Consider the following 16,636-nt stretch of genomic DNA (forward strand, 5'->3'; position numbering starts at 1 on the left):
GATTGAGTAATTGTATGAATGAAACACTTTTACTGTTTATATCGTTTATAATATTCTTGAATTTTTTATACAAAGTTGGTGTAATTGGAAAATGATAGTATTAATCGTCGATGATGAAGAAAAGATTACAGAGGTATTGGCATCTTATTTTGAAAATAACGGAGATCATACATATATTGCACATACAGGAGAATCCGCAATCCAAGTGATTGATCAAGTACCTCTTGATATAATTATTTTAGATTTAATGTTGCCGGATATGGCTGGAGAAGATATTTGCCAATATGTAAAATCAAATTATGATATTCCTGTGATTATGCTTACAGCAAAAATCTCTATTGATGATAAGGTAATTGGATTTGAAATGGGTGCAGATGACTATGTAGTTAAACCATTTCATCCTAAAGAAATATTAATAAGAGCAGAAAGGTTGTTACCCAGTTCACATAAAAAGCAAATTATTATTTTTGGACAGTTGGAATTCCATAAAGATGAGAGAAAAGTATTAGTAAATCATCAAAGTATTCAGCTCACGCCACATGAATTCAGCATTTTACTATTACTAGCTGAAAATCCTAAAAAAGTTTTTAGCAGGGATGATATTGTTCAAAAAATATATAGTTTTGATTCGAATATAAATCCTCGTATTGTGGATCAACATATTAAAAATATTCGTAAAAAAATGAAGGAAGAGTACATCCAAACTGTCTTTAGTTTGGGATACAAAATAAATGAAAAGGTTTTAAATCAATGAAATTTCATATAAAAATTGCCTTAATTATAGCTGTCTTTTCTACAAGCATACTCTTATTCATCACAGGGATATTACTTTATAAAGGTCATGAACATTTGATGATGCTCCAAATTCCAGATTCTAAGGAATTAATTCACCATTTTGATATGGCATTAAGGGAAACGGCAATGTGGTCATTAGGACTTTTGCTTATTTTTATACTGATTTCTAGTTTGTTAATTGCAAAAACATTAACGAAACCTATCCAAGAACTGAATCACTTTGCGTTAAGACTAGTACGTGGAGACCGTCACTTAAATATAAGCTACACCATTAATGATCAAATTGGTCAATTAGGTAAATCACTGATGAAACTAGATGAAACATTAAACGTTTATGAACTCCGTCGTAAAGAAATGACACATGATCTTGCACATGAAATTCGTAATCCATTAGCCTCAATAAAAAGCTATTTAAGTGCATTTGAAGATGGGATTTGGACAGCTACTCCTGATCGTTTGAAAGCATGTGTGGAGGAAATTGATAGGCTAATTCTTCTTGTTGGAGAATTAGATACCTTAAATGATATTAATAATCCTACATTTAAGGTCATAATGAAAGAGCAACCGATTGCTAATGTAATCGAAAAGTCTGTTATTGCGTTGGCAAGTGAATTACTTGAAAAAGAAATACAGGTAGAGTTGGATTTAGACAAAACAATCAATGCAAAGGTAGATGCCTTGAGATTGAATCAAATTCTACACAATATTATAAAAAATGCAATGTACCATGTTCAAAAAGATGGCATGATATTAATCAAATTATTTAAAGAAAGTGACGATTATATAATACTTGTACATGATAATGGAATTGGTATGGATGAAGAAATAAGTCAAAAAATCTTTGAACGAAATTACCGAGTGGAAAATCGATATACTGGCAACGGTATTGGTATGACAATTACCAAAAAACTAGTGGAAGCACATAACGGTACAATTTCCGTCAAAAGTGAGAAAAATATAGGAACAACATTTTGTATACAAATGCCGTTTTCTACATAATTCCTACACAACTGTTCTTTATACTTTAGGTGAAAGGAATGGTTGATATGAGGAAAATAGCATTAGCAGCAAGTATTATTGCGAGTTTGGGCATACTTGGGGCTTGTAGCCAAGGAAATAGTAACGATATGAAGGATATGGATCATTCCTCTATGAAGATGGATGGTATGGAACACTCTTCAAAAGATATGAAAGACATGGATCATGACAAGATGAAGGGTCATGAGAGTCACAGTAATGTGGTAAGTTTAAACAATTCGACAGGAGTAAATGAAGTAAAAGTCCCTGCTGAACTTAAACGTAATAATAAGGATGAAGTTGTATACACAGTTAGGGCACAAAAAGGAAAAACAGAAATATTTGATGGTTTTCAAACAAATACGTATGGGTATAATGGATCGTTTCTCGGCCCGATGATTCGTCTTGAAAAAGGTGAAATCGTAAAGATTAGAACTATCAATGAACTTGATGAGAATACAACTTTTCATTGGCATGGACTAGAAGTGTCAGGGGAAGAAGATGGTGGGCCAGAAAGCATTCTTAAACCAGAAGAAGAAAAAACCATTGAATTTACGGTGAATCAGGAAGCAGCAACGCTATGGTTCCATCCCCATCCACATGGAAAAACGGCTGAACAGGTATATAACGGGCTGGCAGGCTTGGTTTATATTGAAGATGAACATTCAAAAAGTCTTGGATTGCCAAATGATTATGGGAAGAACGATTTCCCCTTGATTTTCCAAGATAGAACATTTGATGATAAGAAGCAATTGAATTATAGCGCTGCAATGAACACAGACGGAACGATTGGAGATACATTATTAATTAATGGAACGCTCAATCCTAAATTGACTGTAAACAAAGAGAAAGTGCGTCTTCGTTTATTAAATGGATCTAATGCGAGAAATTATACCTTTAAATTGAATACAGGGGATTCATTTTTTCAAATCGCAACAGATGGTGGTTTCTTGAATGAACCGGTATCTTTAAAAGAGATTACACTAACGCCATCCGAAAGGGCAGAAATCGTAGTTGACTTTTCAAAAATGAAGGATGTTAATGACCTAGCTTTAATAAATGAGGATGGAACTGTCCTTTTACCATTTGTAGTTACTGATCAAAGTGGAAAGACGAGTATGCTCCCTAAAAAATTAAATGATCTATCATTAGAAGGTAAAGAAGTGGATCTACCTGTTACAAAAAAAGTGGAACTCTTTGGAATGATGGACATGGTCACGATAAACGGAAAGAAATTTGATCCGGAAAGAATTGATTTTACCCAAAAACAAGGGGTTACCGAGGTATGGGAAATTTATAATAAACCGGATATGATGGGCGGTATGATTCATCCGTTCCATATTCATGGAGCACAATTTAAAGTACTCTCTCGTGATAAGAAAAAGCCACCTGAAAATGAACAAGGATGGAAGGACAGTATCTCCGTAAAACCAGATGAGACAGTTAAAATAGCTGTACAATTTAAGCATAAGGGTGTCTACATGTTCCATTGTCATATTCTAGAGCATGAGGATAATGGAATGATGGGTCAAATTAAGGTGGATTAATACTTAATTGTGGTTAAAATGAAGTTTGATTAAAATCCTGTGTTAATTTTTTGATACAGGATTTTTCTTTTATGTTCTTGTGAATGATTTTAATGAATAGCTATTTTTTTAACGAAATATTGCACAGCTGATATCGAGGTGTTCTTAGCAGTTTGCCATCTGATATACAAAGACGTAGTAGTTGGTACTAAATCTGTGACTTACTATAAAAAATAGAAGGTGTTTCTAGATGTATAGTTTATTGTCGAAAATAAGCCAAATCATTAGTGGACCTATTACAGTATTTTTAAATTCCTATGAACATTCCCCATTCATTATTGCGATTCTTCTTGGATTAGTAGGCGCTTTAGCTCCTTGTCAATTAACGGGGAATATGAGTGCTATCACTTTTTATGGGAATCGAACATTGCAAATGAAAAACAATTGGCAAGAAATTGTTTTTTTTATACTTGGGAAAGTCGTCGTATTTAGTTTAATAGGTTTCTTCGTCTGGGTTTTCGGTCAGTCCTTTGAAACTGAGATGACTAAGTATTTTCCTATTTTTCGTAAAGCGATTGGTCCGATCATGCTCATAACAGGACTCGTGCTAATTGGAATTTTAAAATTGAAATTTCTAAATCGAATTCCTAAGTACATTCCGGCAGTTTTAAAAGAGGGGAAATTGGGCTCCTTTCTGATGGGGGCTAGTTTTTCAATAGCCTTTTGCCCTACGATGTTTGTGCTATTTTTCGTGTGGTTAATGCCAACAGTCGTAACCTCTTCGTATGGGGTAGTTTTGCCTGCCATTTTTGGTATCGCAACCTCTGTGCCACTACTAGTGATGCTGGGGCTTATTCATTTTTTTGACGCAAAAAGATTCATTATGCGTACAAGCATGAAAATGGGACGAGTGATTCAAATTGTAGCGGGTGTTATTCTGATTTTTATAGGCGTTACGGATACGATTACATACTGGGGATTGTATTAAGAGTCTTTAAACACCGAAATTGGAGTTGCGTTCCGTATTTTATCTAAAGGAGGGAATATATGGTTGAACAATTATTGGATGAAATACCTTTTCTAAAAGACTATCGAGAGTTGAAGAGAATTAATAAGGGGCTTTCTTCAGATGAAAAGTATTTCATTTCTCTTAAAAATAGCAATGAAAAATATATGATAAGATTTTTTCCAATTAGTCAATTTGAAGATAAAGAAAAGGAATTTGCACTATTAAAAACAATTGAGACTTATACAACTAAAGCAATAAAAGCGATTGAGATTGGGAAAATTCAAGGTCATGGTTATATGGTAACCACGTATATGGATGGAAATGATGTTGAAGATGAATTGTTAGTATTAACAGAAAAAGAACAATATCAATTAGGGTTTGAAGCAGGGCAAGAGCTTTTGAACCTACATAAGATACGAGCACCAAAACATATAGAATCATGGTATGAACGAAAAAGTTTAAAGCATAAACAATATGTAGATGCATATCTAGCATGCCCAATAAAAGTTGATCAGGATGAAAAAATTCTACAATTTATAGACAATCATATGTCGTTGATGGAGAATCGACCCAATATATTTCAACATGATGACTATCAGCCAAGTAATTTAATTGCACAAGAAGGGGAATTCAAAGGAATTATTGATTTTGGGAGATATGATTGGGGTGATCCGATTCATGAATTCTTGAAAATCGGTATTTTTACACGAAATATTAGCGTACCTTTTTCCATTGGTCAAATAAAAGGTTATTTTAATGGTGAAGAACCAAGTGATGAATTTTGGACTTTGTATAGTCTATATTTAGCCATGTGTGTATTTTCAACAGTTGTATGGACATTAAAAACAATACCAGAAGATATGGATAATATGCGAAATAAAATTAGTATCTTCCTAGATGATCATCAGGATTTTAACAATGTAAAACCATGTTGGTATAAATAAAAAACAAATAGCATAAATTGCCTACTAAAATTAATAAAGACTTTAACATATCTAGAAAGTGTTACAAGAAAGGGTAGTGTAGTAAAAACATAATAGCAATATCTACTTTCAATATTTCGCCTTTCTCCTGTTAAAATAAACAACCGCTTATAAATGGTTGCACAGGAGAAAAGCGAAATTTTTTGATTTCATTAATGGTAATGTCCTTTTATGTATAATAGAGCAGATAATGCAATTTTTAAAACATATATAGAAAGAGTGAAAAAAATGATAGGTGCAACATTATTATTTATCCTCGCAGGAATTGGCGAAATTGGGGGCGGCTATTTAATTTGGCTTTGGTTAAGAGAAGGTAAACCATTTTATTGGGGAATTATAGGTGGGATTGCGTTAGCTTTATATGGAGTTGTCGCAACTTTTCAGACCTTCCCAACCTTTGGAAGAGTCTATGCTGCCTATGGAGGTGTCTTTATTGTCCTTTCCATTTTGTGGGGCTGGGGAATAGACGGAGAAAAACCAGACATCTTGGATTGGGTTGGAGCAGGTATTTGTTTGGTTGGTGTGATGGTGATTTTATTACCTCGTTCATGATAGGGAGAATGGGACCTTCTAATATTTTTATGAGCCTTCACAATTTGAGTAAAATCATCATTGTGAAGGATTTTTTTAAAAAAATAAAATTATTTGTAACGAATCTTCTTTAAAATCTATATATAAGTATCCACCGTTAAAAAGCTAGAGAGAGGAGGGAGGAAAGTGGAGGATTTAAGTGGAATTTACAAATCTTATGCAGATGAAGTAAAACGGTTTCTTATTTGTTTAACAACGAATGTCGATTTAGCTGAAGAACTAACGCAAGAAACCTTTTATCAAGCTGTGAAGTCAATTGACCGATACAACGGTGAATGTAAGATGTCTGTTTGGTTATGCCAAATTGCAAAGCATACATACTATAACCATTTAAAAAAGGAAAAACGTTATAGCCATAGTAGTGTAGAACAAATGATGGAAATGGGGTTGGATGTTCCATCAAATGCAGAATTACCAGAAGTGGAGCTTGCAAGACGTAATACATTTATTTCATTACATAGAGAAATTCATCTATTAAAAGAACCGTATCGTGAAATATTTTTGCTTAGAACTTCCGTCCATCTTAGTTTCAAGGAGATCGGAGAGATATTCGATAAAAGTGAGAACTGGGCAAGGGTAACCTTTTATCGAGCTAAATTAAAATTGGTAGAAAGGATCCAAGGTGATCAGGATGAACTGTAATATAATAAAGGATTTATTCCCCTCATATATTGATGGTATTTGTAGTGAAGATACGTCTAGCGTTGTCGAGGAACATTTACATCATTGTGAAGAGTGTCGATTGTATTTAGAAATGATGGAGCAGCCAACAAATAATATGTTGCCAGAAGAAGTCATGGTAGCAAAGGCGCCTTTTAAAAGAATTAATAAAAAGCGTCGTATTCAAGTTTTTATGTCCATTTTGCTTACCTTTATGCTCACAATTATAGGCTATCAAGTTGTTCAAAATGTGGGAGTTGTGCATAATTTCTTTTTTCCAATGAATATGACTACTGTAACTGTAACAGATGATAAGGAAGAGTGGCATGCAGTCTATTTCGACAATCAAGAGTATTTTAAGTTTGATAGTGTTTTTTGGAACAAGGAAATCGTCAATGGTACGGATCATGACGGTGAAGGTGAAGTACTTCTAAGAATTAAAGATGCAAATGGTCATGTAATAGTAGATGAGTTTCATATATCGCCCGGGAAAAGCAAGAAATTGGAGGGATTAAAGAAGAACGTAAACTATTATCTTGAGATTAAAGCTAAAAAAGGTCAGTTTTTCATTAATGTAGTATAAAATTAAAATTATTAGAGGATTTATAAAATTTGAACCGAATATCTTAAAGTAATGCAGAAAAAGTTTGGGGGTCGCAATTTTGCTACTTTATTTTTGATATCTATCATCCACCTAAAAATTTCAAAATAATTTAGGAGCTGATATATGATGATATACAAAAATGGTCTTGATGGAATTTCTGAGGATAGGTTGAATGGCTTTTTTGTGGATTGGCCGAATCCACCAAACCCACAAACTCACTTAAAGCTGCTAAAAAACAGTAGTAAAATAGTCATTGCTTTAGACGAACATACGAATCATGTAGTTGGATTTATAACAGCGATTAGCGATGGGGTTCTATCTGCCTACATTCCGTTCCTGGAAGTTTTGCCGGAGTATAAAAACAAAGGTATTGGCAAGGAATTAGTTAAACAAATGTTAAAGGAACTTAATGATATCTATATGGTTGATTTGTGTTGTGACGATGACTTAGTTCCTTATTATGAGAAGCTTGGCATGTTCAAATCAAACGGTATGCTCGTTAGGAATTACGAAATGCAGTCGGGTAGTTCAAACAAATAAATAGATAGAAAAACGCTTGGATATTTTCCAAGCGTTTTTTTATGCGCTAAATGATACGCCAATGTTTACTGCGATTTCATTTGTGAAAAGGTCTGCTTATTACAGTTGTATGAATGTTATTTTTTATAGCAACAAAACGTAATCTGCAATAATCAGCAACCCATTGATGATCCTGATAAAACATTGGCTTTAATAATTGTTCGCATTTTGAATAAATCTGTTCTTTTTCAGTGTCTGATAAATGCTGGAGCAAATTATTACTGAACATTACTAGCCAATTTCGTAGCCCATCCTCGCCCTGAAGCGGTGTAGGGCGTTCATATAGTGAAATCATTTCAACTGTAAATCCAGCAGCTTCTAACTTCGACTGGTATTCTTCTAAAGTCGGAAAATACCACGGAAAATCTTCCTCAATATAAGGTAGTTTAAAGTCCTCCATACTTTTTTGAAGTGCCCAAACAATAGAAGCGATATTACCATGCCCGCCCATTTCAGCGACGAAACGGCCACCTTGTTTAAGTGCACTGTAAATGTTTTTGATGACTGCATCCGGCTGTTTCATCCAATGTAATGCAGCATTTGAAAAGACAGCCTCAAATTGATTGGTTATGTGAAGTGCTGTAGCATCCATTGTGTGAAATGTAATGTCTGGGTATTTTTGCTGTGCAGCGATAATCATATCATGGGAGGCATCAATCCCTTGAATATGGGCGCCATGAGTAGCAATTTCATGGGCTAAATCACCTGTACCACATCCGACATCTAAAATTCTTTCATTTTTTTGTGGGGCAAGCAAATCCACTAAGCTTCCTCCAAATTTTGAAACAAAGTCATGCTTTTGATCATATAAATTGGCATTCCATGTTGTCATTGTCCCTCATCTCCTTTGTTTGAGCTTACCAGAGAGTTTAATTGAACAGAAATGCGTAAAATGATCAGTTTTGATTCCACATTGGAATATAAGGGGGACCAGTTTAGTAGTAGTTTCGGTGAACCGTTTATTTCATTTTTATAAATTAAAGATTTTCTTTTGACAACAATAGAAAATCTCTAGTAAACAAAGCGCCTTGACTTTATGATTACGAAAGAGCAGCTTCTAACTGTTCATAAATAGTATTTTCACTATATCCTATCCGACCTTGCGAACAAATGAATTATTTCGTTAGGTCTTTTTGGCGTGCGTGAATTTGTTTGCTTTGAAGGGGTACCCGTCCCAGCTAATCAAAAAAATATCACGCTCATGTAATGGTGATAAGCCAATATTATTCAAAGTTTTATGTAGTACTTTGTATTGTGTTACTAAGGTATTGTTGTTTTTTTGTCAACATTTTTCGGATAAATACGCACCATTTGTCAACACGAATAATATGCTATAAAAAAAATAAGGGATGTGGTTGAGTGAATTGGTTAATGATTGTGGCTTTTACTTTTTCATCCAGTATTGATAATTTGGGTGTCGGACTTTCTTACGGGATTCGGAAGATAAACGTTAGATTTGATAAAAATATTTTAATCTCGATCATTTGTTTTCTAATGAGTATGGGGGGCATTACATTTGGCGTTTGGCTTTCTAAAATTCTTCCAGGTATGCTTCCTGTAATTATTGGAGCGTTATTATTATTTATCATCGGGATTCGGATTATTCTTTTGGCTAAACCACGGAAAGAAGAGTCTTCAATAGTGGGTAGTAACAATGAAATACAGTCCAATAATGTTCAAGATATTTTAAAAAATCCTGAGGAAGCTCATTTCAATAAGTCTGGAGAAATTGGATGGGGAGAAGCTGTACTTCTCGGCATAGCCTTATCGGCGAATGCACTTACGAATGGGGTAGGTGCAGGTTTACTTGGTCTTTCACCGCTTGTCATCTCAATCACTGCTGCAATTGGGAGTTTTATTACGGTTTGGTTAGGGGTTAAGTTAGGAAGTAAAGTAGCAGATGTTCGAATTGGTTCATTTACTTTAGGGCAATTTGGAACAATTATTAGTGGAGTCATTTTATTAATAGTCGCTGTTGGAGCTTTCTTTTAACTTCTTTCAGCGGAATCAGGAAGGATCCGTACGCAATTATGCTAAGGCATAATAGATCTAAGTGTTGACAAAATGTCAACGTAATTATACACTTCTTGAGAATGATATTTTCATATTAGACGGCTGCGTGAAGTTATGTTAGTCATTGTAAGAAGGGAGAATCGAAAATGGCTGAACAGAGAAACAGTAGTACTCTTGGTTTATTGCTGAGAGAGTTGTTGAAAGAACGTTCATTATCTATGCGGAAGTTTAGTGAACTCACTGGAATCGACACAGCTACGATCTCACGGATAATAAATGGAAAAAGAAAGGCGACACCACAACATTTAGAAAATTTTGCTGACTGCCTTGGTGTTCCGTTAATCACTCTTTTTGAAGCAGCAGGATACCCAATTGAACCGAGACAAGAAGAGCCAGAAACAGAACCAGATTCAGATATCCATACGTCTGTTGACTCAATACAAGCTTTTCTTAAGTCTTCAAATGTTTACGATGATGAATTTTCGGTGGCAAATGTTGAACAGAAATTAGAAAGCTATGGACTCTATGCGCAAACAGAAGAAGGTAAAAATTCGATACTTAAGGATTTTGATGAAAAAATCAAGAGTGTAGGAAGCATAGGTCCGTTTATAAGCAAATTAAAAGAGTTATACGAGAAATTCTCATCGGGGAAGGGCACAATTTTTGAACTAACCATAATTGGAAGTACTTTATTATATTTTATAATCCCTGTAGATGTTATACCGGATTATTTATTTCCGATTGGTTATTTAGACGATGCAATAGCTGTACAACTCACTACAAAGGCATTATTAAAAAAATAACTTAGACTTAAGTGATAGGTGGATTTATATATGAAAAAAAGCAAAAAAAGCCGTAAATGGCTAAGGAATTTGTTCTTAGCATTTGCATTAGTAATCGTAGCAGGGCTTATTTATTCGGTTTATCAATACAAAAGTGGATTGGCTATGGCAGACGATGGTCTTTATAAAGATGACCAAAAGGCATATGACCCATTTGAAGGTGCAGATGTGCAATTTGGTCAGATTAATGTGCTATTACTGGGAAGTGACGCTAGGGATGAGGATGGTAGATCAGATTCGTTAATGATTGCACACTATGATCAAACGACGAATGATGTAAAACTTATTTCTATTATGAGGGATACGTATGTCGACATACCAGGGCACGGAATGAATAAAATAAATGCTGCTTTTGCTTTTGGAGGTCCTGAACTTGTAAGGAAAACAATTAAGCAAAATTTTGATATTGATGTTAATTACTACGCTATCGCGGATTTTAAAGGATTCCCTAAAATTATTGACCTTTTAGCACCTGATGGAATTGAGGTTGATATTCCTTATGAAATGTCCTATGGAATTGATATGACCTTACATCCTGGAAAACAAACTTTACATGGTGACGGCTTATTAGGCTATGTACGATTCCGCCACGATCGTTTAAGTGATTTTGGACGAGTGGAACGCCAACAAGAGGTTTTAACGAAGGTGAAAGAACAAATCGGTGTTTCAAGCTTAATGAATTTGCCAAAATTACTTGGTGTTGCAGATTCATATTTTGATACAAATGTTGATAATAAAACAATCCTTACCATTGGAAAAGGGATTGTAAATGGAAAATCTAGTATGGACACTTTACGAATTCCTATTGCAAATTCTTATGAAGATAAACGTACGAATGTAGGAGATGTTTTAGATATTAACTTAGATAAGAACAAACATGCGTTAGAAGAGTTTTTATCATCAAAGGATAATGAAGACTAAAACAGATTAAATTTCATCTAAGAAGACAGGTTAATAAACAATAAAATAAGAGTATGTTTTGAACAATTATTTCAAAATATACTCTTATTTTTATATTAATTGATGAGATCAATCACTTTTGCTACCAAAATCCTTTCATTTTTTTGTGCAAGTAAATCCACTAAGGTTCCTCCAAATTTTGAAACAAAGTCATGTTTTTGATCATATAAAAAGGAAAGACGTCAATTTAGCATTAGTTTCGGTGAACTTTATCATAAGTAAGTGAGGTTTTTTGAAAATAGATACAGCACCTCCCACATTCCATATGATGTAGGAGGTGCTGTTTTAATTGGATGAACATTTGTTGTATGAAGGCTTGTTTTTGCTTACTTAATAATTCATACTTCAAATTTTCTTTTAGTATATTTTTTTTAAGCTCATTTATAAAACTTGAGATCTTTAGTTGTTCTTCGAAACAAGGGAATTCAGATTCGAACTCAATAAATTTTGAAAAATACATATAGGTTCTTGATCCACCTTGTTGTTGAAATAAGCCATATTGTAGCTTCCTTTAAATAAAGAGAAAATTAATAAATATGAAGTTGTAGCTGTTATCGAATTAAAAATTGATCCAGGCTATATTGATATCTCTGAAACTGAAAAATTCCTTCGAGGGACTAAATGATAATATAAAAAAGAATGAGGAATTTTCATTTTAAATAAATATATTTTAATGAATCTGATGAAGATACCTATTATCTAAAGAATGTTCTTCGGGTTAATGCAAAAAAGACAGTGAAAAGTCTAATTTTATCAACAGAAGCAAACCATTCAGATAGAAAAAGTAACATAATTAGTATTTGTAAAAATGAAGCGGTTGAATTTATTTCGTTAACCGATTCGTTTAAACATATAAGAGAATACAAACTATCAGACTTAAATTGTGCTGAGAACCTCATATAGATTCATTAAGGGCTAAATGTGATAATGTATATACATAAAATAAATTTGATAAATGAGGGATAATCATGTCAGTTGTGAACCTGTTAGCTTCTCAACTAAGTCGAAATGATGAAGTGCCAAATATTGAGCTGGCACATAAATTAGCTAATGAAGAAAATTATACGGGCATAGAAGAAATAATTGAAAACCTAACTTGCAAAGATAAAAAGATTCAATACGATTGTATTAAAGTAGCGTACGAAATTGGGCAAGTTAAACCAGAACTCATAAGTAAGTATGTCCTGACTTTTATAGAGTTGTTAAAAAGCCGTAATAATCGTTTGGTCTGGGGCGGAATGACGGCATTAGCAACGATTGCCGAGGGAGCATCAGCAACCATTATGGCTCATCTTGACATATTAAAAAGTGCTATGAAAGTTGGTTCAGTTATTACAATTGATAAAGGTGTCCTAACTCTTGCGAAGCTAGCAGCCGTCAGTAAGGAAAACAATGATGTGATTTTTCCAATATTACTCCATCACCTTGAGAATTGCAGACCAAAGGAAATTCCTCAACACTCAGAAAGTACGCTTTTAGCCGTAACAGATGAAAATAAAGAGGAATTATTAAGTGTGTTACGAAAAAGAGAAAAATACCTAACAGCACCACAATTAAAAAGAGTCAAAAAGATTTATAAAACATTAGAAGATTAATAAAGGTAATAGTATGAAAGAATTTAAAAAATGCCAAAGCTGTGCCATGCCATTAAAAAAATTGAAGATCGTGGTACAGAGCTAAATAATTCGGGGGTAAATGTATGTCAATTGATTTAAGTGCGTTAAATTATCTTGCTATTCTTATTGGTGGAATCTTGTATATGATTTATGGAGCGATCTATTATTCCATATTAGTAGGGAAGGAAAATCAAAGCAAAGGTGCGTTAAAATATGTGATTTCAGTAATCGTTGCCTTTATTAGTTCCATTTTTATTGCAATTCTCGTTCAAGCGACTAGTTCAAATAGTTTGTTAGAAGGTGCTGCTGTAGGAGGTATTATTGGTATTCTTATTTCAATTGTTTATTTGAAAAATACTTTATTTGGACTCGTAAATAAGAGAAATTTTTTAATTGCAATTGGTGACCATCTTATCATTTTTACCTTACTAGGAGCACTCCATGGTCTTTTGGTCTAATCGTATCGATCTTATAGATTGAAACGAGTAAAAAGAAGGATCTCTCATACATATGGGGATCCATTTTTTATTCTTCATTTAGATGCGCTACGGTGAACCGTATCATAAATAAGTGCGTTTTTTTCACATAAGTCATCAAGAACAGTTATTATTAATGTTTTTGATGGCTTATTTCATTTCTTTGTTAAGAAGGTTAGCTTGATTTAACTAAGTAACTTTATATAGAAGGGAAAGTTATTTTGCGCCTGCGTTTGTATATTTAAATGAAGATACAGAGAGAATTTGTTTAAATGATAAACACTTAAAAAGAAGAATTTTATTGATTGGTATAAAAACACAATAAAAGGAGGTATTCCTAAATTTAATATTAGGATGCCTCCGTTGGCTTTTTATAAGTGCTTAACTTTACTTTTCTACCTTTCGATATTCCGTATGTTCACCTTCATATTCGATAAGGCCTAAATGATCGCAAGAGCCGTACATATTTTCAACATGGATTTCATCAGAATATTTAACTAAATCAAATGAGCAGCCATTTAACTCATATGATGCCACATCATCAGAAATTAGCTGTACATCACGTGTTGTATATACCATATGCCATGGCATTTGGTAACCGTATAATTTTCCATTTGTAGGGTCATAGCGATAGCCATTAATAGATGTAAATGTAATTTTTGTCGGTGTCACTTTATCAATACGTAGTGATGTTATTACACCTGATCCTGTATACCCTGAATTATAGTAATAGCCTAACCAATGTGAGCGCTCTACTTGCGAAGATCCTTTGGCATAAATTGATACTTCATTTAAATCTTGATTCCAAGAAACTGTCGCCCCTAATGCTTCACTAATAAAGCGTAATGGCACTAATGTTGTCCCTGATTCTATAATCGGTGCTACTGACACAGCTAATGCGTTGCCGTTAATTTTTGCTTTTTTTGAACCGACCATTAGCCAAACTGTTTTCGTGCTATTTTTCGCTGTAATCGTTTTATCTTTCGCATTCCAGCTCACTGTTGCACCTAATGTTTCAAATACGCCTCGTAGTGGTACTAGCGTTACGCCATTATGAATAATTGCATCACTGTGATAGCTTTGTGTTTGTTCGTTTGCTACATATACGTCTATGCCAGAGTAGGCAGAAGCATTATGTGCTTGTAAACTAAATGTAACGACGCATGTCATGGCAATAATAAAATATTTAAAAATCTTATTCATAGTATTCTCTCCTTCTAATAACTTACTGATTGAATAATTTTATTGCTAGTTAATTCTTTTTCTGATCTAATTTTTATGACTTCAAAATTTTCCGTATTTACACATTTCTACTTTAATAAACAATATTATACTAGTATAAAACAAAGAGGAAGGAAAATCACCCATTTTTTTAATAGATTTTTACTAGTTTTATTATATGCGTATTAGGAGTAAAGGTTTAGGTTGGACTATTAAGTTAATTTACATAATGGTGGCATTCCTAACATCCCAAAGGGGCTATCCACCAGTTTGACTGAATATTTTTAACTAATCCCAACTCTTGGCAAACCCCTACTACTTGTAGTCGGGGTTTGTGGTGGTTGGACCAATTTTGGGCTCATTACGGAGAACCGTATCATAAATAAGTGAGGTTATTTCGATTACCTCAGTCTGAGAGTTAAACATTTTAATTTTGAAATGTAAAGGGTGCTAACATAGAGTAACGCTGTGTGTTGGCATCCCTTTTTGTGTATTTATTCTTTTGATTTGGGTGGTAGTTACTGTTTTTTCAGTAAAACAAGTACCCTTTTCAAAAAACACAATTATTAAAATTATTATTTAAGTTTTATTATATTCATGTATAATATGCTGATGTATATGAAAGGAGGAATAAAAATGGTTTTTTGTGTTCACTGTGGTCATCAAAATGCAGAGAAAACTAAGTTCTGTGAGAACTGTGGTAAACCTATTAATTCGGTAATGGAAACAAAATTTGAATCGAATAATTCCGTAGGTCCTCAGCATTCTAAACAAAATGCAAAAAAGAAGCCTATGTCGAAGAAGAGCAAGTTTACAATCATAGGTATTGCAGTAATGATCGGGTTAGTTGTGATCGCAAATATTGCTATTACGAAAATGTTAGATCCGATGAAACAGATTGAAGCGATGGATTCCGCATTGAAACAAGAAGATTATCAAGCGTTTTTAGAAGAATTCCAAATTCCTGAAAAATCGATTTATGATGCTGAAAGTTTTTCTTTGTATGTAAAGGAAAATGGGTGGAGCGCAATTCGTGATAATTTAATAAAGGAAGTAAATTCTTTAGAAAATGGTGAATTTGCAGATCCCATTAGTGATAGTCATGGTACAGATTTGATAACGGTTCTACAAAAGAAAGTCTTGTTTGGGTTATTTAAAAAGGTAGAATTCAATTTGGTTCCAACAGAAGTCTACACTGAAGCGCCATTTAAGGATATGGAAATTATCATTAATAATCATAAAATTAAAACGGATAACGAAGGCACACAATTATTGGGGCAGTATTTACCTGGTGTTTATGCCTGGAGTTATACGTATGATGGTCAGTGGGCTAACTTGAAGAATAGCGGTGAACTGGCAATCATAGGCAATGGATCAAATAAGCTGGAAATTGATCTTGATTGGAATATGACATCTTTAGAATTAGATTCTGACATAGAAGACGCAATCGTTTATGTGAATGGGAAATCCACTAAATTGACTGTTTCAGAAATAGGGAAAATGTATCCTCTTCCAACTGACGATAGTATAAAGATTTATGCGGTTACTAAAAACTCAAAAGGTCAAGAGGTTCAATCAAATAGCATTACTTCAGATGCCCGATATGCTTACTTTGAATTTCCAGAAGATACAACACAAGTAAATCAAACTACTATTGAAGAAGAACAAGAAAAAGTTACAAATGGAAGTCAAAAAGATGAGTACATACAGAAGCTAGATTCGATTGATGCTGGTTTAGCAGATA

17 protein-coding genes are annotated in these 16,636 nt (G+C 33.7%); 15 read left to right on the forward strand and 2 right to left on the reverse strand.

Going from position 1 to position 16,636, the window contains the following annotated elements; all coding sequences use genetic code 11:
• The first annotated feature begins 91 nt into the window (after window positions 1-91).
• The 9 genes from ACFXN8_RS04300 (at window position 92) to ACFXN8_RS04340 (ending at window position 7,725) form a co-directional block, all read left to right on the forward strand.
• Window positions 92-754, forward strand: coding sequence for a response regulator transcription factor (locus tag ACFXN8_RS04300; protein ID WP_386843048.1), 663 nt, complete (start codon window positions 92-94; stop codon window positions 752-754).
• On the forward strand, window positions 751-1,794 hold the full coding sequence (locus ACFXN8_RS04305; RefSeq protein WP_386843050.1) for a sensor histidine kinase: 1,044 nt from the start codon (window positions 751-753) through the stop codon (window positions 1,792-1,794). The genes ACFXN8_RS04300 and ACFXN8_RS04305 overlap by 4 nt, the downstream gene beginning before the upstream one ends.
• A gap of 47 nt (window positions 1,795-1,841) precedes the next feature.
• The gene (locus ACFXN8_RS04310; RefSeq protein ID WP_386843052.1) at window positions 1,842-3,359 is read left to right on the forward strand and encodes a multicopper oxidase family protein; all 1,518 of its coding nucleotides are present in this window, start codon (window positions 1,842-1,844) and stop codon (window positions 3,357-3,359) included.
• 229 nt (window positions 3,360-3,588) lie between these two features.
• A complete protein-coding gene (locus ACFXN8_RS04315; protein WP_386843054.1) occupies window positions 3,589-4,326 on the forward strand; it encodes an urease accessory protein UreH domain-containing protein in 738 nt (245 codons plus the stop codon).
• 59 nt (window positions 4,327-4,385) lie between these two features.
• On the forward strand, window positions 4,386-5,291 hold the full coding sequence (locus tag ACFXN8_RS04320; RefSeq protein ID WP_386843056.1) for an aminoglycoside phosphotransferase family protein: 906 nt from the start codon (window positions 4,386-4,388) through the stop codon (window positions 5,289-5,291).
• 267 nt (window positions 5,292-5,558) lie between these two features.
• Complete coding sequence (locus ACFXN8_RS04325; protein WP_376076297.1) at window positions 5,559-5,882, forward strand: YnfA family protein; 324 nt, start codon at window positions 5,559-5,561, stop codon at window positions 5,880-5,882.
• A 165-nt stretch (window positions 5,883-6,047) separates the two neighbouring features.
• On the forward strand, window positions 6,048-6,563 hold the full coding sequence (locus ACFXN8_RS04330; protein ID WP_386843059.1) for an RNA polymerase sigma factor: 516 nt from the start codon (window positions 6,048-6,050) through the stop codon (window positions 6,561-6,563).
• Window positions 6,553-7,164 carry a zf-HC2 domain-containing protein gene (locus ACFXN8_RS04335; protein ID WP_386843061.1) on the forward strand — a complete coding sequence of 204 codons (612 nt, stop codon included), beginning with the start codon at window positions 6,553-6,555 and terminating at the stop codon, window positions 7,162-7,164. Before ACFXN8_RS04330 ends, ACFXN8_RS04335 begins: the two co-directional genes overlap by 11 nt.
• A gap of 147 nt (window positions 7,165-7,311) precedes the next feature.
• Entirely contained in the window at window positions 7,312-7,725 is a 414-nt protein-coding gene (locus ACFXN8_RS04340; protein WP_386843203.1) for a GNAT family N-acetyltransferase, read from the forward strand.
• 76 nt (window positions 7,726-7,801) lie between these two features.
• Here the strand turns inward: ACFXN8_RS04340 and ACFXN8_RS04345 are convergent, their stop codons facing one another.
• Window positions 7,802-8,596: a class I SAM-dependent methyltransferase gene (locus ACFXN8_RS04345; protein WP_386843063.1), complete on the reverse strand. Its 795-nt coding sequence runs from the start codon at window positions 8,594-8,596 to the stop codon at window positions 7,802-7,804.
• Window positions 8,597-9,123: 527 nt separating this feature from the next.
• Between ACFXN8_RS04345 and ytaF the strand changes: the two genes are divergently transcribed.
• From ytaF to ACFXN8_RS04370, 5 genes are all read left to right on the forward strand, one after another.
• The gene (ytaF, locus tag ACFXN8_RS04350) at window positions 9,124-9,756 is read left to right on the forward strand and encodes a sporulation membrane protein YtaF (protein WP_376076184.1); all 633 of its coding nucleotides are present in this window, start codon (window positions 9,124-9,126) and stop codon (window positions 9,754-9,756) included.
• Window positions 9,757-9,923: 167 nt separating this feature from the next.
• Window positions 9,924-10,580, forward strand: coding sequence for a helix-turn-helix domain-containing protein (locus ACFXN8_RS04355; protein WP_376076181.1), 657 nt, complete (start codon window positions 9,924-9,926; stop codon window positions 10,578-10,580).
• Window positions 10,581-10,724: 144 nt separating this feature from the next.
• Entirely contained in the window at window positions 10,725-11,540 is an 816-nt protein-coding gene (locus ACFXN8_RS04360; protein ID WP_386843205.1) for an LCP family protein, read from the forward strand.
• A gap of 1,007 nt (window positions 11,541-12,547) precedes the next feature.
• Window positions 12,548-13,174 carry a hypothetical protein gene (locus ACFXN8_RS04365; RefSeq protein WP_386843066.1) on the forward strand — a complete coding sequence of 209 codons (627 nt, stop codon included), beginning with the start codon at window positions 12,548-12,550 and terminating at the stop codon, window positions 13,172-13,174.
• Window positions 13,175-13,278: 104 nt separating this feature from the next.
• Window positions 13,279-13,653: a DUF1761 domain-containing protein gene (locus ACFXN8_RS04370; protein ID WP_386843068.1), complete on the forward strand. Its 375-nt coding sequence runs from the start codon at window positions 13,279-13,281 to the stop codon at window positions 13,651-13,653.
• A 405-nt stretch (window positions 13,654-14,058) separates the two neighbouring features.
• Here the strand turns inward: ACFXN8_RS04370 and ACFXN8_RS04375 are convergent, their stop codons facing one another.
• Window positions 14,059-14,874 (reverse strand): stalk domain-containing protein, encoded by an 816-nt coding sequence (locus ACFXN8_RS04375; protein WP_386843070.1) that lies wholly within the window; start codon window positions 14,872-14,874, stop codon window positions 14,059-14,061.
• A gap of 654 nt (window positions 14,875-15,528) precedes the next feature.
• On the opposite strand from ACFXN8_RS04375, the gene ACFXN8_RS04380 reads away from it, so the two are divergent.
• On the forward strand, window positions 15,529-16,636 hold a 1,108-nt coding region (locus ACFXN8_RS04380), incomplete at its 3' end, for a TcaA 3rd/4th domain-containing protein (RefSeq protein ID WP_386843072.1).

The sequence above is a fragment of the Lysinibacillus sp. NPDC059133 genome, from assembly GCF_042755925.1.
In the GTDB taxonomy this organism is placed as follows: domain Bacteria; phylum Bacillota; class Bacilli; order Bacillales_A; family Planococcaceae; genus Lysinibacillus.

Bases quoted from the DNA above. Each gene is read 5' to 3' on its own strand.
- ACFXN8_RS04355 (WP_376076181.1), top strand. From the start codon at position 9,924: ATGGCTGAACAGAGAAACAGTAGTACTCTTGGTTTATTGCTGAGAGAG.
- ACFXN8_RS04335 (WP_386843061.1), top strand. From the start codon at position 6,553: ATGAACTGTAATATAATAAAGGATTTATTCCCCTCATATATTGATGGT.
- ACFXN8_RS04370 (WP_386843068.1), top strand. From the start codon at position 13,279: ATGTCAATTGATTTAAGTGCGTTAAATTATCTTGCTATTCTTATTGGT.
- ACFXN8_RS04325 (WP_376076297.1), top strand. From the start codon at position 5,559: ATGATAGGTGCAACATTATTATTTATCCTCGCAGGAATTGGCGAAATT.
- ACFXN8_RS04305 (WP_386843050.1), top strand. From the start codon at position 751: ATGAAATTTCATATAAAAATTGCCTTAATTATAGCTGTCTTTTCTACA.
- ACFXN8_RS04375 (WP_386843070.1), bottom strand. From the start codon at position 14,874: ATGAATAAGATTTTTAAATATTTTATTATTGCCATGACATGCGTCGTT.
- ACFXN8_RS04310 (WP_386843052.1), top strand. From the start codon at position 1,842: ATGAGGAAAATAGCATTAGCAGCAAGTATTATTGCGAGTTTGGGCATA.
- ACFXN8_RS04320 (WP_386843056.1), top strand. From the start codon at position 4,386: ATGGTTGAACAATTATTGGATGAAATACCTTTTCTAAAAGACTATCGA.
- ACFXN8_RS04315 (WP_386843054.1), top strand. From the start codon at position 3,589: ATGTATAGTTTATTGTCGAAAATAAGCCAAATCATTAGTGGACCTATT.
- ACFXN8_RS04345 (WP_386843063.1), bottom strand. From the start codon at position 8,596: ATGACAACATGGAATGCCAATTTATATGATCAAAAGCATGACTTTGTT.
- ACFXN8_RS04300 (WP_386843048.1), top strand. From the start codon at position 92: ATGATAGTATTAATCGTCGATGATGAAGAAAAGATTACAGAGGTATTG.
- ACFXN8_RS04360 (WP_386843205.1), top strand. From the start codon at position 10,725: ATGGCAGACGATGGTCTTTATAAAGATGACCAAAAGGCATATGACCCA.
- ACFXN8_RS04365 (WP_386843066.1), top strand. From the start codon at position 12,548: ATGTCAGTTGTGAACCTGTTAGCTTCTCAACTAAGTCGAAATGATGAA.
- ACFXN8_RS04340 (WP_386843203.1), top strand. From the start codon at position 7,312: ATGATATACAAAAATGGTCTTGATGGAATTTCTGAGGATAGGTTGAAT.